This is a genomic window from Paenibacillus sp. FSL R7-0273, from assembly GCF_000758625.1.
Classification (GTDB): Bacteria; Bacillota; Bacilli; order Paenibacillales; family Paenibacillaceae; genus Paenibacillus_AQ.
The window spans coordinates 5,946,747-5,970,979 of record NZ_CP009283.1 but is presented as its reverse complement, the minus strand read 5'-3'; the positions used below and the strand labels follow the sequence as shown (position 1 = coordinate 5,970,979).

Sequence of the window (24,233 nt, the reverse complement as noted above, 5' to 3'; positions counted from 1 at the left end):
CCCCAATGAAAAACGACGAAGGAAGGGTCTCTAATGAATAAAGCATTGAAGCTGGTCGTCATCGGAGCGGGATCGTCGTATACGCCCGAGCTTATGGAAGGCATCATCCTGCATCACAACGAGCTGCCGGTCAGTGAAGTATGGCTGGTAGATATTGAAGAAGGCAGGGAAAAGCTGCATACGATAGCGGAGCTGAGCAAGCGCATGGTTGCCAAGGCCGGGCTGCCTATTACCGTAGTGGAAACGCTCAACCGCAGAGAGGCCGTTGCCGGAGCAGATTTTGTCTGCACGCAAATCCGGGTGGGTATGCTGGAAGCACGCAAATGGGATGAGCTTATCCCGCTGCAGTACAATGTCATCGGCCAGGAAACGACCGGCCCGGGAGGAATGATGAAGGGCTTGCGGACGATTCCTGTCATTCTGGATATCTGCAGGGATATTGAGGAGCTTGCACCGGATGCCTGGCTGCTGAATTTTACAAATCCGGCAGGCATGGTCACCGAGGCGGTTCACAAGTACTCGTCAGTCAAAAGTGTGGGCCTTTGCAATTCGCCGATCGGCTTTCAAAAATGGCTCTCCGGTTTCTTCGGCCTGCCGGCCGAAAAAATCTACTCCGAATTTGTCGGCATTAATCATCTGCACTGGGTATCCGATGTCGTAATCGACGGAGAGAGCAAGCTGCAGGAGCTCATTGATTACCCCCAGAGCTATAAGGCAAGCAATGTGCCGTTTGATTCCTGGGACCACCGGTTCCTGAACGGGCTTAAGGCTATACCCTCCTATTATCTGAGCTATTTCTATATGACGGACGCCATGCTGGAGGAGCAAAAGGAAGCGGCAGCGACAACCGGCTCGCGCGCCGAGGTGGTGAAGAGGGTCGAGGAGGAACTGTTCGAGCTGTACCGGAACGAAGAGCTGCAGGAGAAGCCGAAGCAGCTGGAGCAGCGCGGCGGAGCCTATTACTCTGAAGCAGCCGTACTGCTGATGAGGTCCATTTACAATGATGCCCGCGATATTCAGACGCTGAATGTGCGCAACAACGGCATTATCAGCTTCCTGCCGGAAGATGCCTCGATTGAGGTCAACTGTATAGTGACCAAGCAAGGTCCGCTGCCGGTTCCGCTGCGCAAGATTCCCCAGTCCGTCGGAGGCCTGCTGGCCGCAGTCAAGCAATACGAGAGCCTGACCATCGAGGCTGCCGTACACGGAGACCGCGATATTGCCCTGCAGGCATTGGTCCATCATCCGCTGGTGCCTTCGGTCACTGTGGCAGAGCAGCTGCTGGATGAAATGCTGGAGAAGAACAAACCGTACCTGCCGTTATTTAATTAGTTGGCGCCAGAGGAGGAGAAGCGGATGAAGGCGGCCGTTAAACCAGGTTTATGGAAGAAATGGACCAATCAGCTGGATTTGCAGTCCATGGTTTGGCCGGGAATTATTTTTGTTGCCATATTCAGTTATATTCCGATGTACGGCGTGGTGATGGCTTTTCAGCAGTACGATATTTTTAACGGTATTATGGATAGCCCGTGGGCCGGATTTATGCATTTTAGAATGTTCTTTGAAGCGCCTGAGTTCTGGAATGTGATGCGCAATACGATTGTAATCAGCCTGCTCAAGCTGGTGATCACCTTTCCGGCTCCGATCCTGCTTGCCCTGATGCTGAACGAGGTCGGGAATATGGGTTTTAAACGCTTTGTCCAGACCGTCAGCTATCTGCCTTATTTCCTGTCCTGGGTCATTGTCTCCGGTTTTGTGTTCTCGCTGCTGTCTGTGGATAACGGAACGGTGAACTTTTTGCTGGAACGGCTGAACCTGATACAGGAGCCGGTGAACTTTCTGGCAGTACCGGAGTACTTCTGGTCCATTCTGGTGAGCGTCAATGTGTGGAAGGAGATCGGATTCGGCAGCATCGTCTATCTGGCTGCAATCGCCGGTGTTGATCCCGCTTTGTATGAGGCCGCTTCGATCGACGGCGCAAGCCGGTTTAAGCAAATCTTTTCTATAACACTCCCCAGTATTTCTCCTGTCATTATCATCTTTATGATTCTGGCCATCGGCAATCTGCTCAGTGCGGGCTTTGAGGACATCTTGCTGCTGGCAACCAATCCAATTCTGCGGCCTTACTCCGATGTTATCGACACCTATGTGTACCGTGTTGGAATACTCAATGCCAGATTCTCTTATGCGACAGCGGTAGGGCTGTTCAAAGCGGTAATCAGTGTAATTCTGCTGGTAACAGCCAACAAAATCGCCCGCAAGGCCGACGTCAGTCTCTGGTAGACCTACAACCTATAGGAGGGGCGAACAATGAGGCTAAGCCTGGGCGACAAAATGATGCAGCGGAGTATTTATCTCCTCTTGGCACTGATGTCGGTGATCATGCTATATCCGTTCTGGAACGCGCTGGTCATCTCTTTTAATCAGGGAAGCGATACGGCACTCGGCGGCATAACCCTGTGGCCGAGAGCGTATACGCTGGAGAACTATTATATTGTGTTTCAGGATCGCCGGCTGCTGAATTCCTTCATGATTACGATTCTGCGGACCTTGAGCGGTACGGCATTATCCGTCTTCTTCACAGCGCTGTTAGCCTACGGCATGTCTAAGAAGACCCTGCTGTTCCGCAAGCAATATATGGTGTTTTTTATGATTACGATGTTTTTTAGCGGAGGGCTGATTCCCTCATATATGCTGATCCGCTCTCTGGGGATGCTCGACACCTTCTGGGTCCTGGTTATCCCGGGCATCATCAGCGTCTATAACATGATTGTCATCCGCACCTTTTTCGCTGCACTGCCTGACGGGCTGGAGGAATCGGCAAAAATAGACGGCTGCAGCAACTACGGCATCTTTTTCCGGATTGTTATTCCGGTATCGGGTCCGGTGCTTGCCACGATTGCTTTATTTACGGCGGTGGGTTACTGGAACGACTGGTTTACAGGAGCAATCTACATTACCAAGGATAATCTGCTGCCCATACAGACCCTGCTGCGGCAAATTATGAACTCCAACATTATGACTGAAATCGGGTCCTCAAATGCCATTGCCCTGGATCATATGAACCGGAACCGGACGATTACTACGAAGTCTCTTACGATGGCGACGATGATGATTGCTACGATTCCGATTATTTTAACGTACCCTTTTCTCCAGAAGTATTTCGTTAAGGGCGTGCTGATTGGTTCATTGAAAGAATAGCAGTCTCCATCTTATGTAGAAAGAAGGAAACGCAATGCGCAATGTCTTGAAAGGGGTATCGTTTCTGTCGCTCTCCCTGCTGCTTCTGCTCACGGCCTGCAGCGGAGGCGGAAATTCCGGAGCTTCACAAAATACAAACGGGGAACCTTCGAATTCCGGGACTGTGGCAGATGACGGCAGCGGAATTAAACCTGTAACCTTCAGCTTCTATGGCAACTATGACTGGCTGACGACAGCACCCTGGGCGGAGAATGAGGCGACCCGCTGGATTCAGGAGAACAGGAAGGTTACCGTTGAGCCGGTGCAGTCGGGGGGAGCCTCCGCCGAAAAGCTTAACACTATGATCGTCAGCGGCGATTTGCCGGATGTTATCTTCACCGACCGGGGGTCCACAGTGGAACGGCTGGTGCAGGCGGGAAGACTCGTTGCGCTGGACGATTACTATGAGAAGTATCCGAACTTCAAGAAGTATGTAAAAGAATCCACCCTGAACCTGCTCCGCTCCGAGGACGGCAAGATCTATCAGATCCCGAACTGGTACACCTCCGGGCAATTCGGCAACGGCGGCTGGATGGTTAATAAGGATATATACAATGCGCTCGGCAAACCGAAGCTGGAAACCTTCGACGATCTGTATCAATATTTGCTCCAGGTACGAGACAAGTATCCGGATGTAGTGCCGCTGGAGGTCGGTGAGAAGGGGGCTGGCCTGGAGATCATGTACGGAGGTTTCCGGGAAAATGCCACCAGCAAATTTATTTCGCTCATGGGCTATCCGGAGGGCGGCAAGCTGCTCCCGGTCTATGATGATCCTGCGTTCGAGGAAATGATGCTGTACATCAACAAGCTGTTCCGGGAACGGCTGATTACCCAGGATGCGCTGCAGCAGACCCAGGATGCGGTTAAAGAAAAGGTGAATACCGGACGGGTAGCGGTTATGGTCGAATCCAATATCACAACGTACGGGGCCGAAGGTCACCGGGCGCTGACAGCGGGCAATCCGGATAGCGGATATGAGATCATCTGGCCGGTGCACAAAGCGGGACTGGATAAAAACAAGGTGTTTGTCAGCGGCTTTGAGACGCTGGGCTGGAACGTAAATGTTATTACGAGCAAAGCCAAGGACCCGGAGGCGATCTTCGCTTATTTTGACTGGATCACGGGTCCGGAGGGGCAGAAGGTGCTGTTCTTCGGTCCGAAGGGCCTGTACTGGGATGAAGAGGATGCGGACGGTGCACCGGTTCCGAATGAGAAATACAAGACAACGCCGGCCAACGAGCGTACGGAAACGATGCGCAAATTCGAGGACTTCAACTGGGCGGGCAACACAACCTTTATCGATACGGCCAAAATGAGCCTTGAGGCTTCGCTCTCCGCAAACCAGAAGTCGTGGGAAACGGTGGCACAATCGACAGTCACCTGGAAGACCGCGCTGGACATTACGGAATTCGTGAACACCGATCCGGTTCCGGAGACAGAAACAGGCATCATCGCGCAGAATATTCAGGATATTCATACGCTCGCTTTTGCCCAGATGGTTCAGGCGAAGTCTGATGAAGAAGTGCTGTCAGCGCTGCAGACGGCCAGGAAGAATGCCAATAAAGCCGGACTCGATAAGCTGCTTGCGTTCAAGACTGAAAAGTGGCAGGAGAATGTACAGAAAATCAACGCGACGAAATAATGCTTGTTTGAAGCCTGAATGAGACTACTATTACGGAGGCGGGATTATGACATTTGTATTCAAAAAGAGATTCATTGCGGCGCTGAGCTTCTTATTGGTTATGCCGGTCATCAGCACTTCTGCACCTGTTAAGGCTGCGGGGGAGAGCAACACTCCTTTTGAAACAGAGGTTATTGTACGGACGGTCAACCAGTTCAAGAACAAGACAGATGTCACCAAATTCATCGCGCTGTCACAGACCTACGGTGTTGATGTCATCAGCATGAACGTGAAGCAGGATGAGGATGACGAGGTCCCGTCCGGCCGGGTATTCTATCAGAGCGATATCGCGCCGATTGCCCAGGGCTATGAGAACTTCGATGCCCTGCAGGAGGTAGTTACGGCTGCCCATGCAGCAGGGATCAAGGTTCATGCCTGGATTCCGCAGTTCCATGATCAGGAGGCCTTCCTGAAGCACCCGGAATGGCAGATGCAGGCGCTGGTTAACGGGGTCCGGACACCGTTTAAGGGTTCGAACGGCAACGAATATTTTGTTAATCCGATCCGCGCAGAAGTGCAGCAGTATGAACGCTCGATCATTCAGGAAGTAATCGATAATTATGATGTCGACGGCGTCGTGCTGGACTGGATCCGTTTCGACAATTACAACATGGACGTCAGCGATTATACGGTAGCAAAATATCAGGCGCAGTTCGGCTATTCACCGCTAACTATTAATTTCAATACAGATTCGGCAAAGCGCCAGCAGTGGAATGAATGGAGAACAGAGCAGATTGGCGAGTATGTAGGGGATATCCGGGAGGATATTGACCAGTCCGCTAACCCGGATGTGCAGCTCGGCGTGTATATTTTGCCGCCGGAATTTACGGAGGTCGGGCAGAATGTAGCCAAATTCAAGGATGATATCGATTTTGTCGCCCCGATGGCTTACTTTGACGACTGGGATTTCAACAGCGACTGGGTATACAGCACATCCTACGGAATCCTGAAGGATACGAGCAACCGGATCAGCGGCAGCGGGGCGGAGATTGTTGCGACGCTGGATAATGACTGGACCGACGATCAATATCAGGAGATTTATCAGGGAATCCGCCAGAATTACCCGGGCGTAAAGCGGCTGTCCTTCTTTGCTTACGGGGCATGGCCGGAATCCGAGCTGATCAAAATCCATGAACGCGAAACCTGGCCGACACCGGACTGGACGTCACCTGAGGATGAGGACTATGCTGCCCAATTGCCCGCCGGCTGGAAGGCGCGGAATATCGGTTCCCAGCCGGGGACTGTTACCTACAGCTCCTCTAATAAGCAATTCACGGTGAGCAGCAGCTCTACAGATATCTGGGGAAATGGCGATCAGCTGAATTATATCTACCAATCCTTGAGAGGCAATGCCGAGATTGTGGTCAAAGTGCAGTCCTTCAGCCGTCTGGACGGCTGGGCCAAGGCGGGAGTGATGATCCGCGAGACACTTAACTCTGATGCGAAGCATGTAGATATGATGCTTACTCCTGAGAACGGCACAAGCTTTCAGTACCGTACAGCGACTACCGGTGTCACCGCCGACCAAACTGCGGCTGCAACGGCTCCTAAATGGCTGAAGCTGACCCGGAGCGGAAATACCTTCACCGGGGCGATTTCCTCCAACGGAACAAGCTGGCAGACAGTCGGATCGGTTCAGGTTCCGATGACCAGCAAGGTGTATATCGGCCTGGCCGTCAGTAATCCCGGAGATGACTCACGGAATAAGGCCGTGTTCGGGAATGTGAAGATTACCAACTAAGTGTAACGCAATGGAGGCGTGAATATGGCTATGCCGCTTAGAGAACGGCAGTATTACTTCCGGGACTATTACGATCAGGGTGAGGAGCTGGTGCTGGAAGGACAGCAGCTGCGATGCAGGCTCTCTTCCAAATTTTCCATGAGTCAGACATACGGAGGCCCGCTTGCTGCGGATGGCCCGATTGTGATTGTTGAACAGGGCGGGGAGGCGGCTGAACCGGGCAATGCCGTGCTGGAGCTTGAGTATGAGGGTACGCTTAAGCCGGACGGTTATCAGCTTGAGATTAGCAAGGACGGTAAGATTACAATAGCCGCCTCCAATAAAAGAGGATTGAAATTCGGAATGGATGCGCTCATCCGGCTTATAAGCACAGATGGCGGCAAATGCCGGCTGCCGGTGGCGGTCATTCACGATGAGCCTTCTTTTCCGGTCCGCGGCATCATTGAGGGCTTCTACGGCAAGCCTTGGAGCTTCGAGGACCGGATGGATGCTGTGCGCTATATAGCAGCTCACCGGATGAACACTTTCATGTATGCTCCCAAGGATGACCCCTATCACCGCGAGCTGTGGCGTGAGCCTTACCCCGAGGAGGCTTTTGCGCGGATTGCGGAGCTGAAGCAGGAATGTGATGATCAGCTGGTGGACTTCTATTATTGCATTAGTCCGGGGAACGATCTGCAGTTTCGCAGCAAGGCGGATTTCGCCAGTCTGGAAAATAAGCTGGCAGCGATGGTCTCCATCGGTGTCCGGCATTTTGCACTGCTGATGGACGACATCGATTATGAGCTGTCCGGGGATAATCTCCATTACCTTGAGCGCTCCGGGCTGGCCCATGCTTACGTGGCAAACCATGTTTATACCTATTTGAACAGTCAGTTGCCTGGCTTTACACTGGCGATGTGCCCCTCGGAATACTGGTCGTACTGGGATACCGGCTATAAAAGGGATATCCGGGAGCAGCTGCATGCAAGCATCAAGGTGTTCTGGACCGGCTATTCCGTCTTTGCCCCGCAAATCGGCAGCAGGCATGCACAGGATAATCACCGTCATTACGGGCATGAGCTGTGGCTGTGGGACAACATACCCGTTAATGATGCCGACTACGACAGGCTGTTTCTGGACCCGGTACGCGGGCGGTATTCACAGCTTGGCCGGACCGGACACCAGGCGGTTGTAGCCAATCCGATGGTTCAATGGGAATGCTCCAAAATTACACTGAACACATTGGCCCACTATATGTGGAACAGCGAGCGTTATATGCCGGAGCTGTCCTGGGAGCTGTCGGTCCGGGAATTTGCCGGAGCGCTGGCAGAGGAGATGATGTTCTTCTGCCGCCAGAATCTAAACAGCCAGCTCTACAGCGGCGGGTATGAGGAACTGAAAGAAGCTGTGCAGAGCAAGGATATCGATAGGCTCGATGTGTACTTCGACCGTCTGGAGAGCACCGTCTCCCGGTTACTGCAATGGGACAACAGCAAGTTTAAGGAGGAAGCAGGACCGTGGCTGGATAGAGCGCTGGCGGACGTTGAGCTGTGGAGAGCGGTCCGGCGGACGGTTACCGGGGCTGGTGGCGGGAACGGGACTGGAATCGGGAACGGGAACGGGAACGGGGATGGCGATGCAAAAGAGTCGGCTGGGCCCGGAAGCAGTGATGAATTGCGCCGGCGGGCCGAAGCCTGTCAGGCCTTTAAGGTCCGGCTGGGCAGTGATCCGGCCTGGAGAGCAGCCGAAGCCTGGGGGCTGGCCGTCCGGGAGGAGAAAGGCGGATACCGGCTGACTTAGGATGATGGGGATGTAGTGTAAACGGCTCCTGCCACTCCAGAATGTCTTCTGTCCGTAAACCGTTTTTTGGCGGCCAATCTGTTTAGCAGGCCTTTACGGCGCACTGCGCAAAGCGAAGCAAGGGTTATCCCGTTAGGGATAGCCTTTGTTTGTTTCTGATGAAGAATCTAATCCGCCTGTTCACCCGGTGTATTCATATGACGGGGGCTTGGCGGAAAGAGCGTGATGGTGGAGTATGTAATGGAAAGAGCATGTGAATGAATGTGGTGGCAGACTATGAGGGGAGAGGTAATGGAGGAGGGCGATGGTAGAGCTGGCTGGTGGTGTGAGATGACAGAGTTTGACGGATAGAGAGCATAATGGCAGACATTTCGGGCTTTTAGGCAAGCTGGCCCCCTCCCCAATAAATTTAGTTGGAAAAATGTACACTAATTGCGCTGTTTTGTGCTGAAACGAGAGATTAGGTGGAAAAAGGTTACTTAATTCCGGTAAAAACACGGGTTAGAGCCACCATGTGAGGTATTAGTGTACTAAAATCCACTTAATTACCGCCGGGACCCCGTCCGTAGGGAATTAGAGTACTAAAATTCACCTAAATACCGCCGGGCCTTCCACCTAAATCACGCCAAACGCCCCTCCCGGCCGGGCCCTGTTTGCGTAAACCAGTGTACTAAAATCCCCCTAAGCACCGCCTAAATTCGCCCCATTCTAGCCCCATTCCGATTCAGCAACCAACTTATATCCCGCACTCCTCCAGTCGCCCAACGCGAAAATCAATAATTCCCCCGGGATTTTTCCACTAATAATTGGGATATTTACCGCAGGGAAAAGATGCTATATTCTTTTTGGTAAGCGTTTACAACAAACGTTTACATTGGAGTGTTTACATAAAAAGTGGAGGTGACAGGTGTACCAGGCTCCGGGGGGATTTCAACACAATGATCATTCATTCATAAGGAGGAATAACGTATTCATGCCTAAGAATAAATCATTGCTGCCAGAAGCATTGCCTGCATTTGCGCCGTACGCATCATCCAAGCGCTCACCACGCGTTTTACCTAAACTATTATTACTCGTACTATCCACATTCCTGCTGCTTACGCTGGTAACGCCAAATGTATCTGCGGCGGCCTCCGCCTCCAAGAAACCTAAACCATCTGCCATGCAGAGCTATGTGGATGCCATGCAGCCGGGCTGGAACCTGGGTAATACGCTCGATGCTACGGGAGCCGACGAAACCTCCTGGGGCAACCCCAAGGTTACCAAAGAGCTGATCAAGAAAATCGCTGACCAAGGGTACCGGAGCATCCGCATTCCCGTAACCTGGGATGTACACATCGGAGCAGCTCCGAACTACACAATCGAGCCCGCTTATCTCGCCAGAGTCCGGCAGGTGGTGGACTGGGCGCTCGCCGAGAAGCTGTATGTCATGATCAATGTCCACCATGATTCCTGGATGTGGATCAGCGGGATGGAGCAGAAGCATGATGAGGTGCTGGCCCGCTATAACGCGGTCTGGAAGCAGGTGGCTGCCACATTCAAGAACCATCCGGATAAGCTGATGTTCGAGAGCATTAACGAACCGAGGTTCACCGACGGTGGTACGACGGATGAAGCTAAGGCTACCGCGATGCTGAACGAGCTGAACAAATCCTTCCACAGCATTGTCAGAAGCTCAGGCGGTAAGAACACAGCCCGGCCGCTGGTGCTCCCGTCGCTGGAATCCTCCCCGACCCAGGAGCGGATGGATGTGCTGTATCAAACGATTACCGGGCTGAAGGATCCTAATCTGATTGCTACTGTGCATTACTACGGCTTCTGGCCGTTCAGCGTGAATATTGCCGGCTACACCAAATTCGATGCCGATACACAAAATGACATCATCCAGACCTTTGACAAAGTGCACGCTACCTTTACGGCCAAAGGCATCCCGGTCATCCTCGGCGAATATGGCTTGCTTGGCTTTGACCAGAGCACGGCTGCGATTGAGCAGGGGGAGAAGCTGAAGTTTTTTGAATTCCTCGGCTATTATCTGAAAGAGAAACGGATTACCTCGATGCTGTGGGACAACGGGCAGCATTTTGGCCGCACAACTTATAAATGGTCTGATCCGCAGCTGTTTACGATGATCAAGACCAGCTGGACTACACGCTCGGCTACTGCTGAAAGTGATCTGATCTATCTTGAAAAGGGTGCGGCGGTCAAGGATACCGCCATCCTGCTTAACCTGAACGGCAACAAGCTGAAATCGCTCAGCGTAGCCGGCAGCAAGCTTAAGCAAGGCAGTGATTACACCCTCAGCGGCAACAAGCTGACGATTAAGGCGGCGAAGCTGAAGAGCCTTACCAAGTCAGGCAAGCTGGGCGTAAATGCCACCCTTACCGCAAAGTTCAACAAAGGTGCAGCCTGGACCTTTAAGCTCACCGTTTATGCCAAGCCTAAGCTAAGCAACGTTACTGGAATGACAGCCTCCTTCAAAATCCCGGCCGCCTTTAACGGTGACAGCCTGGCTACAATGGAAGCCGTATATGCTGCAGGCGGCAACGCCGGGCCGCAGAACTGGACGCCTTACAAGGAGTTCGCTTACACGTTCAGCCCTTCCTATAGCACAGGAGAGATTAGCCTGACGGAGAATTTCTTCAAGGAAGTCAATGACGGTGAAGTGATTCTGAAATTCCATTTCTGGAGCGGCCAGATTATCAGCTACAAGCTTACGAAGAGCGGAGCCGCCGTTAGCGGTGAAGCGATCTAGTGTAACACTAGCAGCCTCCCTTACCCTTACCGGGTAAGCGGAGGCTTTTTCGGCTTGCAGCTGCGCTTCTTAATAAATATCCATGCAAGATCTGGATATACTACCGGAATCTGAGCGCGGACGAAAGGAGCGGTTGTAATGGAGCCAAATCAGCCGAAAGAGCTTTCGCTTGAGCATATCCTTAAGGAGCTCGATCAGTGCGCCGATTTGCACCACCGGAGTTTTCCGGAGCTTGCGACCGATCTGGTCTATTTCCCCCATAGTGTGGATAATACCCTGTTCATTCAGGAGCTTCTGGAGCCCTTTTCCCGGATTCAGCGCTCTGAGGTTGACGGAATGCTGCAGCAGTCGCAATTTGTGAAGATGAGTGAACCCAAAACGGCAGTTGTCGGTATTCTGGACGGCAAGGTGGCTATTTTTCACCAGAAGGGTGTTTATTTGCTGGACGTATCCAGTCCGGAAGCACGGAGTGTACAGCCGTCGGAGACGGAGACGGTTATCGCAGGCCCGCATGATGCTTTTGTCGAATCGGCTTCTACGAACCTGTCCCTGATCCGCCGAAGACTCAGAAGCCCGCATCTCAAAATCCGCAAATACGCGGTCGGTGAAATATCCAAAACCGCTGTGTATGTGCTTTATATAGAAGAAATTGTGAATCTGCAGCTGGTTGAAGCTCTGGAGCAGCGGATCCTAAAGATTGAGACGGATGAGCTGAACGATGGCGGCAAGCTGACCCAATTCATTGAGGATAAGCCCAATTCGGTCTTCCCCCAGTTCCTGACCACTGAGCGGCCGGATGTTGCTGTCTCCAAGCTGGCCGGCGGGCGGGTGGTTGCAATAGTTGATAACAGCCCGACAGTGGTTTGTGCACCGGCTTCCTTTTTTGATTTCTTCTCATCACCTGACGATTACTATCAGCGCTGGGCATTAGGGACCGCATTGCGGCTGATGCGATTTATGGCTTTACTGATTACCGTAACCTTTACAGCTATGTATGTCTCCGTAACTACCTTTCATTACGAGATGATCCCGGAAGCGCTGCTGAGAACGCTGGCCGAATCACGGAACAGAGTACCTTTTCCTCCAGTCTACGAAGCGCTGCTGATGGAGATTATGATTGAACTGCTGCGCGAGGCGGGAGCCAGGCTCCCGACCAAAATCGGCCAGACCATCGGGATCGTAGGCGGTATCGTTATCGGACAGGCAGCGGTACAGGCGGGGCTGACCAGTAACGTATTGATTATTGCGGTGGCCTCCTCGGCGATTGCCTCCTTTGTCATACCCAGCTATATGATGAGCGCGTCGATCCGGCTGATCCGTTTCGGTGTGATTATTCTTGCCGGGTTCTGGGGTAACATGGGTCTGGTTATGGGGCTTGCGCTGATCATCATTCATCTATCGGGACTGACCAGCCTGGGAACCTCGTATATTACTCCCGTTGCGCCGATGAAGCCCAGAGACTGGAAGGATGTCTTTATCCGGGCGCCTTTTTCCATGCTGAGAACCCGTCCTTCACAGACCAAAAGCTCCAACCTGGTCCGGCAAAAAAATAGAAAGTAGGCATATGCTTATGCAGCAGAAGATCAGTCCCTTTCATATTGCCGTTCTAACCTACATGGCGCAGGCGGGAATTGTGCTTTTTACACTGCCGAGGAGCGTGGCGGATTATTTCGGAACGAACGGCTGGCTTGTCCTGATCCCCTGCTTCCTTTTGTCCTCCTTGAATATCTGGCTGATTACGCTCGTCTTTCGTCTGGGGCAGGGGCGTTCTGTGTTTGCAATTCTGGAGCAGTCGGTTTCGAAGGTGCTGCTGTACCCGTTTTATCTGCTGCTGGCAGGTGCATGGCTGATATTCGGCTGTATGATCGGCAAAAAATATGTGCTGGTCTTCCAGATGCTGTCCTTTCCGTCGACGAACCCGATGGTGTTCAAGCTGGCTATTGATGTGCTGGCCTTTTTGCTGCTGATTAAAGGGATTCATTCGATATCCAAAGCGGCGACGCTTTTCTTCTGGATGTCGGCCTGGATGATTCTGCTGCTGGTGTGGTTCATACCTTCCTTCCGCTGGGAGCGGTTCACTCCGTTTATTCTTCAAGGCGGGCATGATCAAGTGAAGGGAGCGATTGAGGTGTATTCCGCTTTTTTAGGCTATGAGCTGTCCATCTTCCTGTTTCCGTATGTGAAAAAGAATAACAGATCCATGCTGGCGATTTATGCCGGTAATCTTTTTTTGACGCTGAATTATCTCGGTCTGACGCTGGTATGTTTCGGCTTCTACAGTCTGGACCAGTTGAAAAAGCTGCTGTATCCCGTGCTTGATCTGCTGGCTTATATCCAGTTCCCGTTTATTGAGCGGCTTGAAAATCTGCTATACGGTTTATTTCTGTTCCTGATTCTGATTACCATGGTGATGTACTGGTGGGCGGCGCAGATAACGGTGCAGCGGATAATGCCCAGGCTCAATGTGAAAATATTGCTGTTCCTGCTGCTTTCCATAGCCTACTGCATTTCCTTTATCCCCAAAACGCTGGACCAGGTGGACGTATGGATTACGAATTTAGGTTATGCCGTTACAGTAATTGCTTTTGGTCTTCCTATGCTGCTCATCACGGTGTTGCTGATTCAGAGAAAAGGAGTGACTTCTCATGGATAAACTGTGGCTTATTGTCCCGCTAATCCTGCTGCTGTTAACGGGCTGTAAAAATGATGAGCGGGTCCTCGAAAAGCTGGGCATGGTTCAGACGTCGAGCTATGATCTGCTGGACAATAACAAGCTCAAGGTGGTTGCCTGCGTTCCGGTTATCGATCCGGAATCTCCGGTCCGCCGCGAGCTGCTGACAGCTGAAAGTGACAGTATTAAAGAGGCCCGGCTGCAGTTTTCCCGGCAGACCGATCTGACCGTAGTCAGCGGGCAGCTCCGGGAGACCCTGTTCGGGCTGACGCTGGCCAAAGCGGGAATTGGTGACTATATCGACACTATTTTACGCGATCCGTCTATAGCGCTGGGAGTCAGAGTGACGGTGGTGGAAGGGGATGCCGGAGAGCTGCTGTCCAAAACCTATAAGCCCCATTCCGATACCGGCCGCTATATTACCCACCTGCTCGAAAAGGAATCTTCCTCCAACAGTGTTCCGACTACGACACTCTATGAATTCTCCAGAGACTACAACGATGACGGAATTGATGCTGTAGCCCCGATTGTAAAGGATGCAGGCAAAAAGGTGACGGTTGACGGAATCGCCTTATTTGTAATGGACAAGTATGTCATGAAAATACCTGTGGAGGACGGGATTATTTTTGCCCTGTTCCGTGATGATCTCAAGCAGGGCGAAGCGACAGTTAATTTGGGCGAGGAGAACGGGAAGCCGGTGATCGTCATGTTCAGCTCTTTGTCAGGCAAGCGTAAGGTCAAGGTGCATAAGCTGGGGGAAGGCCGCTTCAAGGCGGAGCTCTCCATTTCTGTGCAGGGCTCGGTGCTTGAATACACCGGAGAGGATAAGCTGAGTGACCCCGCGACCCGGCATAAGCTGGAAGAGCAGATAGCCAAGTCTATTACAGACAAGGCAGAGGAGCTGATCCGGCAGATGCAGCAGGCCAAAACAGATGCCCTGGGCATCGGACGATATGTGCGGAATAGCCTGAGCTACAGGGAATGGACAAGCCTGGACTGGAGGGAGGTCTACCCGCAGATTGAGGTGGAGTGCCGCGCCAGGATAATCATTAAGGACTACGGGAAGTATAGCTGATTCCATATAGTATTTAAATTTATAAATATACAAAATGAGACAATGGGTGTAAAATTGCATTACTTACGCTGACGGGGGAAGCATAGAGGCTTCTCTATGCCCTTATGTGAAAATATGCGCAAGCAAATATAATAGAGAGATATGGAGGCAGGAAGATTCATGAAAAGAAAGAACTGGAAACACCTTACGTTGCTGTTTACGCTAACCGCTGCGGTGGGCATGGTTGCGGCGGGCTGCGGCAATAACAATACAGCAAGCGGCAGCAATGCCGGGAATTCGGGCGGAGCGGCAGAAACGGCGGCACCGGCGGAAGCGGCGGTCGTAACACTGGGCCTGCTGCCTTCGATCGATGCTATTCCGTTCATCATCGCGCATGAGCAGGGCTTCGATAAAGAGCATAACGTTAACCTGGATATCCAGACCTTCAAAAGCGCCAAGGACCGCGACGTGGCATTCCAGGCCGGCAAGGTTGAAGGCATCAGCGCCGATCTGGTGGCGATCTCGATTTATAACGAAGCGGGTCTCGATGTAAAAATCACCAGCACAACCACCGGTGAATTCGACCTGCTGACCGGTAATGATGACATTCAGGATGTGAAGGATCTGAAGGGCAAAACCGTGATTTTGTCCAAAAACACCTCCACTCAATATACGGTAGCGATGATGCTGAAGCAGGCGGGACTGAGCGAAGCGGATATTACGGTCAGCGAAGTGCCGCAGATTCCGACCCGCCTTGAGCTGCTGAAGAATAAGAAAGCTGATGCGGCTGTGCTGCCTGAGCCGTTCGTGACGATGGGTACAACCTCCGGCCTGCGCGTGCTGAGCTCTACTCACACTGCCGGCGTGAACCCGTTCGTATTCGCTTTTCCGCAAAGTGTAATTGATGCCAAGCCGCAGGCCATCCGCGACATGTATGCCGCTTATGATGATGCTGTAGCGTATATGAAATCTCATGATCAGTCGGAATATATCGATCTTATTATCGAAGAAGTGGGTTACCCGGAGACTTTGAAGGATCAGATCACAGTGCCTGCTTATGAGCCGGCTGTTCAAGTGGACGTGAAGGAAGTAGAGGCGGCTTTTGCCTGGGCGCGGGAAACCGGGCTGCTGACCAAAGATATTGCCCCTGAAGATGTGATCTCCGATGTCCAGTTTGGAAAATAGCGGACTCTGCATCCGGGACCTGCAGGTCCAGTATAAGGGCGGCCAGGTGGCACTGGGAGAGGTTAACCTGACGCTGCCCGAGCATGGCATCTATACAATTATCGGACCCTCCGGCAGCGGTAAATCGACGCTCCTGCGGGCGGTTGCCGGCCTGCTGCCGGGCTACAGCGGAGAGCTGCTGTACAACGGAAAGTCCGTGCATGACAAGGATACGCTCGTCGGGCTTGTCCCGCAGAACTACGGCCTGCTGCCGTGGAAGACGGTCCGGGATAACATCCGGATTGCCATGAAGATTACCGGGACCGCCGCTGCGGACAAAATCGAGAGGGGAGCGCGGATTATGAGCTGGCTTGAGGCGATGGGAATTGCTGAACTGGCTGACCGTTACCCGCTCTCGCTGAGCGGCGGGCAGCAGCAGCGGGTGGCGATCGCGCGGGCCTTTGCGCTTTTGCCGAAGATCATGCTGCTGGATGAGCCGTTCTCGGCGCTGGATGCCGTGACGCGCGAGGCGCTGCAGCAGATTTTCCTGGATAACTGGCTCGCTCATCCGGCAACGGCGCTGTTTGTCACCCATGATGTGGACGAGGCGATCCTGCTGGGGCAGAAGATTGTGATCCTGCCTGCGGGCACAGGGAAGCGGACGGAGCTTGAGGTGCTGGACAACTCGGCTGTGTTCGGGATGAAGCATGGGGAGAAACGGGACAGTAACGAGTTTTTTGAGCAGACAAAGCGGATCAGAAAGGTAATGCAGGAGAAATGGTGATGAACAAGCGGATTAACCACGTGCTGCGGCTGTTGTTTGTTTTTGCAGGCATGAATCTGGTCTGGTATATCGTCTATCTGCTGATGAACCATCCGATTCTGCCGTCTCCCGGCTCTGTGTATAAGGCGATGTTCCAGCTGGACGGCCATGAGGTGCTGCTGAATGTCGGGTACAGCCTGCTGCGGATTTTTGAGGGTGTGCTGCTGGCGCTTCTGATCGGCCTGATGATTGGACTGTTAATGGGGCGCTCGCCGCTATGGAACAAACTGCTTGATCCGGTCGTCTATCTGACCTATCCGATTCCGAAGATTGCCCTGCTGCCGGTGGTAATGCTGTTCTTCGGCCTGGGTGAGACGTCCAAGGTGCTGATGATTATGCTGATCCTGCTGTTCCAGATCATCATCTCCGTGCGCGACGGCATCAAGGCAATCCCTGAGACTACATATGATGTGCTGACCAGCATCGGTGCAAGCTCCGTGCAGAAATTCTGGAATGTGACGCTGCCCGGTGCGCTGTCCGTCATCCTCAGCACGATCCGGGTGTCGCTCGGCACCGCCATTTCCGTGCTGTTCTTCACCGAAATCTACGGCACGGAGCACGGCATGGGCTTCTTCATTATGGATGCCTGGCTGCGGCTCGATTATCCCGAAATGTACGCGGGCATTATGCTGTTCAGCCTGGTCGGCTTCGTGCTGTTCCTGCTGGTGGACCTGCTGGATTACAGGTTCATGAGATGGCGGCGTTAAAAGTAAATATAATGTGTCATGTGAGGCGGCCCGTTGAGGGCCGTCTTTTTGTGTTGGGCGGCGGGGGGAGTGGCGGGATGGGCGAAAGGAAGGGGAAAAGCGCCTCAGATTCCGCCGTGAGTGGCGGGATGGATGAAATGAGAGGCAAAAGTGCCTCTGATTCCGCCTAGAGTAGCGGGATGGGCGAAATGAGAGGCAAAAGTGCCTCTGATTCCGCCGGAAGTGGCCGGATGGGCGAAATGAAAGGCAAAAGTGCCCTTGATTCCGCCGGGAGTAGCGGAATGGGCGAAATGAAAGGCAAAAGTGCCTCTGATTCCGCCTAGAGTGGCGGGATGGGCGAAATGAAAGGCAAAAATGCCTTTGATTCCGCCTAGAGTAGCGGGATGGGCGAAATGAGAGGGAAAAATCCCTTTGACTCCACCGGGAGTGCTGCTTCCCCCGGCTGCACACTACGCGCCTCACTAAATGCTGTCTAAACGAGTAACATTATAGCAGTCTTATTTTCACTTTACTTATTGTTACTTTACTTATTGTTACTTTACTTATTGCTTGTTACTTTGTTGCTATTAGCTAAGTTGGTCACTATTGTTATAGAGTCACTGCGACGTTCATTCCGGGCATAATAGAACAATATATAATGTGTGTTTAAGGGCAATGTGCCGGGATGCTGCAGGCTGGCTTAACTCCCATGGGTGTTGGGTGGACCGCAGCCATACCTGCAGCTCTGCTCGACCCGATCTCCGCCAGCCGCCCGGCCTGCAGTCCTATCCGGCCCGCAGTTTGTCTGCCCTGGCGGCTCGGCCTGCAGTCTTATCCGGCCCGCAGATTGTCTGCCCTGGCGGCCCGGCCTGCAGTCCTATCCCGCCCGCAAGGTGTCTGCCCCGGCGAGCAGCCCGCTCGGCCCGAGGTTCCCTGCCTGTCGGCAGCCCAGCCCAGCCCGGTCCGCAGATCACCAATGGCCTTGCTCGCTCTGTCTCGCAGGCAGCCCAGGCAGCCTCCCGGTTCCCGGTCAGAGGCCGCCAAGCACCCGTCAACTTCTGCCGTTCCAAACTGCAGAATCCAAACTGTTCAGAAGATAACGCTTCCACGTATGATTAACACATAACCAGCTGAGTTGCTTGACCCGATACTAGTATCACAAATGAGGGATGTAAGTTGAGAGAATACACAATCGTTAATATTTTATATACCCGCAAGGTTCCGGTGAAGATGAATGAGCTGACGGCGGAGCTGGGTTTGTCCGAGCGGACGGTCCGCGATGTGCTGCGCAGCCTGGATAAGACCGGGGAGCGGCATGGCTTCGGAATCCGCATGATCCGCGGCCAGGGCTACCTGCTGGAGACCCGCGATAACCAGGCCTTTCATGCCTACCTGGATAAAGGCCAGCTGCACACCAGCCAGGTTGATCTGGACAACAAGCAGTCGCGCCAGCAGTACCTGCTGTTCTATCTCCTGCAGAGCGACAGCCATCAGTCCATGGACCATATGGCGGAGGAGATGGGCGTCAGCAGGTCCACCATCATCTCCGATCTGAAGGAGGTCGAGCAGCGGCTGGCCGCGTTCTGCCTGAAGCTGGCCCGCCGTGCCCATTACGGCATGCGGATTGAAGGCGACGAGAAGGATTTCCGCAAAGCCTTCTCCTATTTCATTCTCCAGCCGGGGCATACGCTGCAGCATACGGAGGACTTTCGTGCCTATGAGCGAGAGTTTGATATAGCCCGCCTCAAGGCCTATCTGCTGTACATTCTCAAGGAGCGGGAGCTTAAGATTTCCGATGTATTCCTTGATAACATCGTCACCCATCTGTTTATCCTGCTGTACCGCGTATCGAAGCATAATTTCATCGTCGCCGGACAAGCCGCGCAGTCCTATCCGGAGCCGCTCTACCGGGAGCTGGCCGGCAGCATTGCCGGCTGGATCGAGACCCATTACCAGATCACGCTGCCTGCAGATGAGGTTGACTATCTGGCGCTGCACATCTCCGGCAAAACGATTATGGAGCGGATGTCGGAGGAGACCAAATCGCATCTGCGCGAAGGGATCAGCGGTATTCTGGAGCGGCTGGACCGTGAATTCCTGACCGGCTTCAATCAGGATAAGGACCTGCGTGAAGCGCTGCTCCTGCATATGTTCCCGCTGCTCAACCGGCTCTACTACAATCTGCAGCTGGGCAACCCGCTCGTGGAGGATGTGTACAGCCAGTATGCCAACGTGTTCGTGATTTCCTTCCGCTTCGCGGAGATAATCGAGGAGCAGTACGGCTTCCGGATGTCGCGGGATGAAGCGGGCTATGTGGCGCTGCATTTTGCGGCCCATCTGGAGCGGATGCAGCAGCGCAATCTGGAGAAGTTCAAGCGGATTGCCGTTATCTGCTCAACCGGAGCAGGCAGCGCACAGCTGATCCGGTTGAAGCTGGAGTCTGTTTTTCCAAAGGCCTCGGTCATCACAGCCTCAATTACAGAGGTGGATGAGATCAGCAGCAAGCCGGTGGATCTCATCCTGTCAACGGTGCCGCTGGCAACGGAGATCAAGGAAAAGCCGGTCATCCATATCAAGCAGCTGCTTGACGATCAGGAGATCCAGCGGATCAAGGAGATTCTGTCGCTGCAGATCAACCGGACGAAGCCGTCCTACAAGCTGATGGATTTCAAGGAGCTGTTCCGCCGTGAGCTCTTCCATCTGGATGGCCCCGACGATTATACAGAGCTGCTGAAGCTGCGCTGCCGGGAAATGGTTGAGCATCATCATGCGGCAGACGATTTTCCCGAGCAGGTGTTGTTCCGCGAACAGAAATTTACGACCATTTACAAAAATGGTGTAGCCGGCCCCCATCCGATGCGGATGAGCGCGATCCGTGACTGCATCAGCGTAACGGTACTTAAGAAACCGCTGGTTTACGAGGGCAAGCCGGTCCAGCTGATTTTTCTGATCAACCTGGGTCCGGGCCAGTTATTCCTCCATAAGGAGATCAGCAAGCTGCTGCTTGTCCTGATGGAAAAGGAAGACAGCCGTAGCCGGCTGCTGTCCGTGAACAGCTACGAGCAATTTATACACGAGATAGAGAACCTACTATAGATAACAGGAGTGGAGAGAAACCATGGATTACGAACAAACGATTATGCAGATTATCGCCAGCAGCGGGGAAGCCCGCAGCCTCAGCCTGAAAGCCGTCCGCACCGCACGTGCAGGCAACCTGGAAGAAGCGGGTACACTGATCAAAAGCGCCAAAGAAAGCCTGACCAAAGCACACAAAGTGCAAACCGGGCTGATCCAGGCCGAGGGCCGGGGCGAGAAAACCGAAATCACGCTGCTGATGATTCACGCGCAGGATCATTTGATGAATGCCTTGACCGTCAGAGAGCTGGCTGTTGAACTGATCGAGGAAGTGAAGGAGCGCAAGGCGTTTGAACAACAAGTGGAACAACAATTGAAAGGATCGGTGAACTAAGATGAAAAAAATTCTGCTCGCCTGTGCAGGCGGTTTCTCAACAAGCATGCTGGTAGAACGGATGAAGGAGTCCGCCCGTGTTAAAGGAATTGAAGTGGTAATCGATGCGGTGGCTGAGAGTGATATTGCAGACCAGACACCTTTTGACATTATTATGCTCGGACCGCAAATGGGCCACGCCGAAGGCGATCTGGCAGCAGAATACCCTAATATTCCGGTAACGACTATCGATATGATGGACTATGGCATGATGGACGGCGACAAGGTGCTGGGTACAGCGATTGAACTGATGGAGAAGGGGGCTTAAGTCATGGCAGGCGCCGCACAATGGAGATCCAAGATTCAGAAGGTCAGTACCAAGATTCAGAAAAATACGTACATCAGCGCGATTTCCAACGGCCTCATGGCTTTGATGCCAATCCTGATTCTGGGGGCGATTTTCTCCCTGATCAATGCGCTTAAGCTGGAGCCGTACCAGAACTTCCTGGAGAGCACCGGACTGAAGGACTACACTTCGATTCCGGCCACGGTAACGACAGACGTAATTGCGCTGTATGCCGTGTTCTCGATTGCCTATAACTTTGCCACCCAGCATAAGCAGCAGGGCTTCTCGGCAGGGATACTGGCTCTGATGAGCTTCCTGCTTGTTACACCGAAGGGGCTGCTTGACGACGGCGCGACCAAAGCGTTCGGCTATTCCTGGCTGGGAGCCAAGGGACTGTTCGTCGCCATTATCCTGGCGCTGGTTGTCGGCAAGATTTATACCTTTGTACTGGAGAAAAAATTCTATATCAAAATGCCGAAGGGTGTTCCGCCAACGGTAGAAAAATCTTTTGCAGCGCTGACCCCGGGCTTCATCGTTGCGATTCTGATGCTGATCTTCAGCGCCATTTTTGCAGCTACCAAATACGGAAATATGCATGAATTTGTCTTCTCAATCATCCAGCTGCCGCTGACCAGTCTCGGCGGAACGTGGTGGGCAATGCTGATCTGTATCTTCGTGATCCACCTGCTGTGGTTCTTCGGGGTTCACGGTACACTCGTTGTCTATTCGGTAGTCGGTCCGATCTGGGTCGCCCTGGGTCTTGAAAATCTCGACGCTTACCAAAGGGGCGTAGAGGGTACCCATATTATCGGCTCACCGTTCTTCCCGGTGTATGTGCTGATCGGCGGAGCGGGTGCTACGCTTGGCCTGATTATCGCGATGCTGTTCGCCAAATCCACACGCTATAAGACACTCGGCAAGCTGGCCATCGTGCCAAGCTTAATTGGGGTCAACGAGCCTGTAATCTTCGGAATGCCGCTGGTGCTGAACGTGCGGTTCATGATTCCGTTCATTGTAACGCCGCTCGTGAGCAGCGGTCTGGCAATTCTTTTGACTACAATCGGTGTTCTGCCTGTGCTTCATGGTATACAGGTTCCGCTCGGCATCCCTGTTCTCGTCAACGGCTGGATGAACGGCGGGTGGCGTGTCAGCGCATTCCAGCTCGTAATGATTGCCGCAAGCTTCCTGATCTACTATCCATTCTTCAAAAAAGCGGATGCCGAAGCGCTGGAGCAGGAGCAGCAGGCTGAAGCAGCGGCAGTAAGCAAGGAAAAAGGAGGCGTGCCTAATGCCCAGCCCGTTTCCTAAAGAATTCCTGTGGGGTGGTGCAGTAGCGGCCAACCAGGTCGAAGGTGCTTATAATGAGGGCGGCAAAGGGCTGTCCACCGCCGATGTGGTCAAATATTGCCCTCCGGGAGAACGCAAAAGCCTGGAGCAGCTGCTCTCGATGAGCCGGGCAGAGCTGTATGAGGCTATTGCCGACAACGGTGAGGGCAACTACCCCAAACGCCGCGGGATCGGCTTCTATCACCGGTACAAGGAGGATATCGCCTTGTTCGCCGAGATGGGCTTCAAGGTGTTCCGCCTGTCAATCTCCTGGCCGCGAATCTTCCCGACCGGGGAGGAGACAGAGCCGAATGAAGAGGGACTGCGCTTTTACGATGAGGTATTCGACGAGCTGCGCAAATACAATATCGAGCCGCTCGTCACCATCTCCCATTATGAGATGCCGGTGCATCTGGTTACCAAATATAACGGCTGGGCGTCCCGTGAGCTGGTGGAGCTGTTCCTCCGTTATGCAGACACTTTATTTAACCGATATAAGGATAAGGTAAAATATTGGCTGACCTTTAACGAGATCAACTGTACGCTCAAAGCGCCGTTTCTCGGCGCGGGTATTATCATGGACGGCGTGGAGAATGAGAAGCAGGTTGCTTTTCAGGCGCTGCATCACCAGTTTGTTGCAAGCAGTCTGGCCGTGAAGCGGGGCCGGGAGATTAACCCCGGGTTTAGCATCGGTTGCATGCTGGCCCGCAAGCTGCTCTATCCGTATTCCTGCCGTCCGGAGGATGTCCTCCAGGCCCAGGCGGAGAACCAGATGGCCCAGTTCTGCTCCGATGTTCAGGTCAGAGGCTACTATCCTTCCTATATTCAGCGGCATCTGAAAAAGCATGGGGTGCGCATTGAAATGCTGCCCGGTGACTTGGAGATTCTACAGGAGAATCTGGTGGATTTCCTCTCCTTCAGCTACTACATGTCCTCGGCGGTAAGCACGGATAACTCCATTACCGCTACTACCGCAGGTAATCTGTCCACCGGGCTGGCGAATCCGTATCTGCAGACCTCGGACTGGGGCTGGCAGATCGATCCGGTCGGCCTGCGCGTGGTGCTGAAGGAAATGCATGACCGCTACCAGCTCCCGCTGTTTGTGGTGGAGAACGGGCTTGGTGCTGCGGATGAGCTAGCTGAAGACGGCAGCATCCGGGATGACTACCGGATCGATTATCTGGCACAGCATATCGCCCAGATGGCTGAAGCGATTGAGGACGGAGTGGAGCTGATGGGCTACACGAGCTGGGGCTGCATCGACCTGATCTCAGCCTCAACCTCAGAGATGCGTAAGCGGTACGGCTATATCTACGTGGACCAGGATGATGAAGGAAACGGGACGCTGGCCCGCCTGCGCAAAAAAAGCTTTTACTGGTACAAGCAGGTGATCGCCTCGAACGGGGCGGAGCTGCACCATTCATAATATTTACGGAGTGTTTTCGGGTGCAGAGCCTGGAGACACTCCTTTTTTTATAGAAGGGATGAAGGGCGCACTCTGTTCATTTTTAGCAAATGC

At 53.1% G+C, this 24,233-nt stretch carries 20 protein-coding genes; 19 read left to right on the top strand and 1 reads right to left on the bottom strand.

The features are described from left to right. Positions 1–33 precede the first annotated feature (33 nt). The 14 genes from R70723_RS25625 (at position 34) to R70723_RS34305 (ending at position 17,938) form a co-directional block, all read left to right on the top strand. Positions 34–1,332 (top strand): 6-phospho-beta-glucosidase, encoded by a 1,299-nt coding sequence (locus R70723_RS25625; RefSeq protein ID WP_039876687.1) that lies wholly within the window; start codon positions 34–36, stop codon positions 1,330–1,332. Between the two features lie 24 nt (positions 1,333–1,356). Beyond that, a complete protein-coding gene (locus tag R70723_RS25620; protein ID WP_039876686.1) occupies positions 1,357–2,283 on the top strand; it encodes an ABC transporter permease in 927 nt (308 codons plus the stop codon). Between the two features lie 27 nt (positions 2,284–2,310). Continuing rightward, positions 2,311–3,201 carry a carbohydrate ABC transporter permease gene (locus tag R70723_RS25615; RefSeq protein WP_039876684.1) on the top strand — a complete coding sequence of 297 codons (891 nt, stop codon included), beginning with the start codon at positions 2,311–2,313 and terminating at the stop codon, positions 3,199–3,201. Between the two features lie 34 nt (positions 3,202–3,235). Further along, positions 3,236–4,882, top strand: a complete 1,647-nt coding sequence (locus R70723_RS25610; protein WP_039876682.1) for an extracellular solute-binding protein — start codon at positions 3,236–3,238, stop codon at positions 4,880–4,882. A gap of 46 nt (positions 4,883–4,928) precedes the next feature. Further along, entirely contained in the window at positions 4,929–6,662 is a 1,734-nt protein-coding gene (locus tag R70723_RS25605) for a family 10 glycosylhydrolase (protein ID WP_039876681.1), read from the top strand. A gap of 24 nt (positions 6,663–6,686) precedes the next feature. Beyond that, positions 6,687–8,444 carry a protein O-GlcNAcase gene (locus tag R70723_RS25600; protein WP_039876680.1) on the top strand — a complete coding sequence of 586 codons (1,758 nt, stop codon included), beginning with the start codon at positions 6,687–6,689 and terminating at the stop codon, positions 8,442–8,444. A 973-nt stretch (positions 8,445–9,417) separates the two neighbouring features. Beyond that, complete coding sequence (locus tag R70723_RS25595) at positions 9,418–11,196, top strand: cellulase family glycosylhydrolase (protein ID WP_081957491.1); 1,779 nt, start codon at positions 9,418–9,420, stop codon at positions 11,194–11,196. 138 nt (positions 11,197–11,334) lie between these two features. Continuing rightward, a complete protein-coding gene (locus R70723_RS25590) occupies positions 11,335–12,756 on the top strand; it encodes a spore germination protein (RefSeq protein WP_039876678.1) in 1,422 nt (473 codons plus the stop codon). A gap of 4 nt (positions 12,757–12,760) precedes the next feature. Beyond that, positions 12,761–13,849: a GerAB/ArcD/ProY family transporter gene (locus R70723_RS25585; protein ID WP_052421469.1), complete on the top strand. Its 1,089-nt coding sequence runs from the start codon at positions 12,761–12,763 to the stop codon at positions 13,847–13,849. Beyond that, positions 13,842–14,942, top strand: coding sequence for a Ger(x)C family spore germination protein (locus R70723_RS25580; RefSeq protein ID WP_039876677.1), 1,101 nt, complete (start codon positions 13,842–13,844; stop codon positions 14,940–14,942). The genes R70723_RS25585 and R70723_RS25580 overlap by 8 nt, the downstream gene beginning before the upstream one ends. 159 nt (positions 14,943–15,101) lie before the next feature. Then, positions 15,102–16,106, top strand: a complete 1,005-nt coding sequence (locus R70723_RS25575) for an ABC transporter substrate-binding protein (protein ID WP_039876676.1) — start codon at positions 15,102–15,104, stop codon at positions 16,104–16,106. Then, complete coding sequence (locus R70723_RS25570) at positions 16,087–16,869, top strand: ABC transporter ATP-binding protein (RefSeq protein WP_039876675.1); 783 nt, start codon at positions 16,087–16,089, stop codon at positions 16,867–16,869. The genes R70723_RS25575 and R70723_RS25570 overlap by 20 nt, the downstream gene beginning before the upstream one ends. After that, entirely contained in the window at positions 16,869–17,615 is a 747-nt protein-coding gene (locus tag R70723_RS25565) for an ABC transporter permease (RefSeq protein WP_039876672.1), read from the top strand. The genes R70723_RS25570 and R70723_RS25565 overlap by 1 nt, the downstream gene beginning before the upstream one ends. A gap of 188 nt (positions 17,616–17,803) precedes the next feature. Continuing rightward, positions 17,804–17,938, top strand: coding sequence for a hypothetical protein (locus R70723_RS34305; protein WP_256704632.1), 135 nt, complete (start codon positions 17,804–17,806; stop codon positions 17,936–17,938). A 487-nt stretch (positions 17,939–18,425) separates the two neighbouring features. On the opposite strand, the gene R70723_RS25555 is transcribed toward R70723_RS34305, so the two are convergent. Further along, positions 18,426–18,638, bottom strand: a complete 213-nt coding sequence (locus R70723_RS25555) for a hypothetical protein (RefSeq protein WP_039876668.1) — start codon at positions 18,636–18,638, stop codon at positions 18,426–18,428. 132 nt (positions 18,639–18,770) lie between these two features. Here R70723_RS25555 and R70723_RS25550 point away from each other — a divergent pair, with 132 nt between their 5' ends. Genes R70723_RS25550 through ascB form a run of 5 tightly spaced genes read left to right on the top strand, consistent with a single transcriptional unit; the run spans position 18,771 to position 24,140 of the window. Further along, the gene (locus tag R70723_RS25550; protein ID WP_039876665.1) at positions 18,771–20,690 is read left to right on the top strand and encodes a BglG family transcription antiterminator; all 1,920 of its coding nucleotides are present in this window, start codon (positions 18,771–18,773) and stop codon (positions 20,688–20,690) included. A gap of 22 nt (positions 20,691–20,712) precedes the next feature. Next, a complete protein-coding gene (locus R70723_RS25545) occupies positions 20,713–21,063 on the top strand; it encodes a PTS lactose/cellobiose transporter subunit IIA (RefSeq protein WP_039876663.1) in 351 nt (116 codons plus the stop codon). 1 nt (position 21,064) lies between these two features. Then, positions 21,065–21,370: a PTS sugar transporter subunit IIB gene (locus R70723_RS25540; protein ID WP_039876661.1), complete on the top strand. Its 306-nt coding sequence runs from the start codon at positions 21,065–21,067 to the stop codon at positions 21,368–21,370. 3 nt (positions 21,371–21,373) lie between these two features. Next, on the top strand, positions 21,374–22,696 hold the full coding sequence (locus R70723_RS25535) for a PTS sugar transporter subunit IIC (RefSeq protein ID WP_039876658.1): 1,323 nt from the start codon (positions 21,374–21,376) through the stop codon (positions 22,694–22,696). Then, positions 22,677–24,140: a 6-phospho-beta-glucosidase gene (gene ascB / locus R70723_RS25530; protein ID WP_039876656.1), complete on the top strand. Its 1,464-nt coding sequence runs from the start codon at positions 22,677–22,679 to the stop codon at positions 24,138–24,140. The genes R70723_RS25535 and ascB overlap by 20 nt, the downstream gene beginning before the upstream one ends. Positions 24,141–24,233 lie beyond the last annotated feature (93 nt).

Excerpts from the sequence above, each read along its gene's own strand:
- R70723_RS25610 (WP_039876682.1), top strand. The coding sequence starts at position 3,236 with ATGCGCAATGTCTTGAAAGGGGTATCGTTTCTGTCGCTCTCCCTGCTG.
- R70723_RS25605 (WP_039876681.1), top strand. The coding sequence starts at position 4,929 with ATGACATTTGTATTCAAAAAGAGATTCATTGCGGCGCTGAGCTTCTTA.
- R70723_RS25535 (WP_039876658.1), top strand. The coding sequence starts at position 21,374 with ATGGCAGGCGCCGCACAATGGAGATCCAAGATTCAGAAGGTCAGTACC.
- R70723_RS25570 (WP_039876675.1), top strand. The coding sequence starts at position 16,087 with ATGTCCAGTTTGGAAAATAGCGGACTCTGCATCCGGGACCTGCAGGTC.
- R70723_RS25620 (WP_039876686.1), top strand. The coding sequence starts at position 1,357 with ATGAAGGCGGCCGTTAAACCAGGTTTATGGAAGAAATGGACCAATCAG.
- R70723_RS25545 (WP_039876663.1), top strand. The coding sequence starts at position 20,713 with ATGGATTACGAACAAACGATTATGCAGATTATCGCCAGCAGCGGGGAA.
- R70723_RS25565 (WP_039876672.1), top strand. The coding sequence starts at position 16,869 with ATGAACAAGCGGATTAACCACGTGCTGCGGCTGTTGTTTGTTTTTGCA.
- R70723_RS25590 (WP_039876678.1), top strand. The coding sequence starts at position 11,335 with ATGGAGCCAAATCAGCCGAAAGAGCTTTCGCTTGAGCATATCCTTAAG.
- R70723_RS25615 (WP_039876684.1), top strand. The coding sequence starts at position 2,311 with ATGAGGCTAAGCCTGGGCGACAAAATGATGCAGCGGAGTATTTATCTC.
- R70723_RS25580 (WP_039876677.1), top strand. The coding sequence starts at position 13,842 with ATGGATAAACTGTGGCTTATTGTCCCGCTAATCCTGCTGCTGTTAACG.
- R70723_RS25585 (WP_052421469.1), top strand. The coding sequence starts at position 12,761 with ATGCTTATGCAGCAGAAGATCAGTCCCTTTCATATTGCCGTTCTAACC.
- ascB (WP_039876656.1), top strand. The coding sequence starts at position 22,677 with ATGCCCAGCCCGTTTCCTAAAGAATTCCTGTGGGGTGGTGCAGTAGCG.
- R70723_RS25575 (WP_039876676.1), top strand. The coding sequence starts at position 15,102 with ATGAAAAGAAAGAACTGGAAACACCTTACGTTGCTGTTTACGCTAACC.
- R70723_RS25625 (WP_039876687.1), top strand. The coding sequence starts at position 34 with ATGAATAAAGCATTGAAGCTGGTCGTCATCGGAGCGGGATCGTCGTAT.
- R70723_RS25540 (WP_039876661.1), top strand. The coding sequence starts at position 21,065 with ATGAAAAAAATTCTGCTCGCCTGTGCAGGCGGTTTCTCAACAAGCATG.
- R70723_RS34305 (WP_256704632.1), top strand. The coding sequence starts at position 17,804 with ATGAGAGGCAAAAGTGCCTCTGATTCCGCCGGAAGTGGCCGGATGGGC.
- R70723_RS25595 (WP_081957491.1), top strand. The coding sequence starts at position 9,418 with ATGCCTAAGAATAAATCATTGCTGCCAGAAGCATTGCCTGCATTTGCG.
- R70723_RS25600 (WP_039876680.1), top strand. The coding sequence starts at position 6,687 with ATGGCTATGCCGCTTAGAGAACGGCAGTATTACTTCCGGGACTATTAC.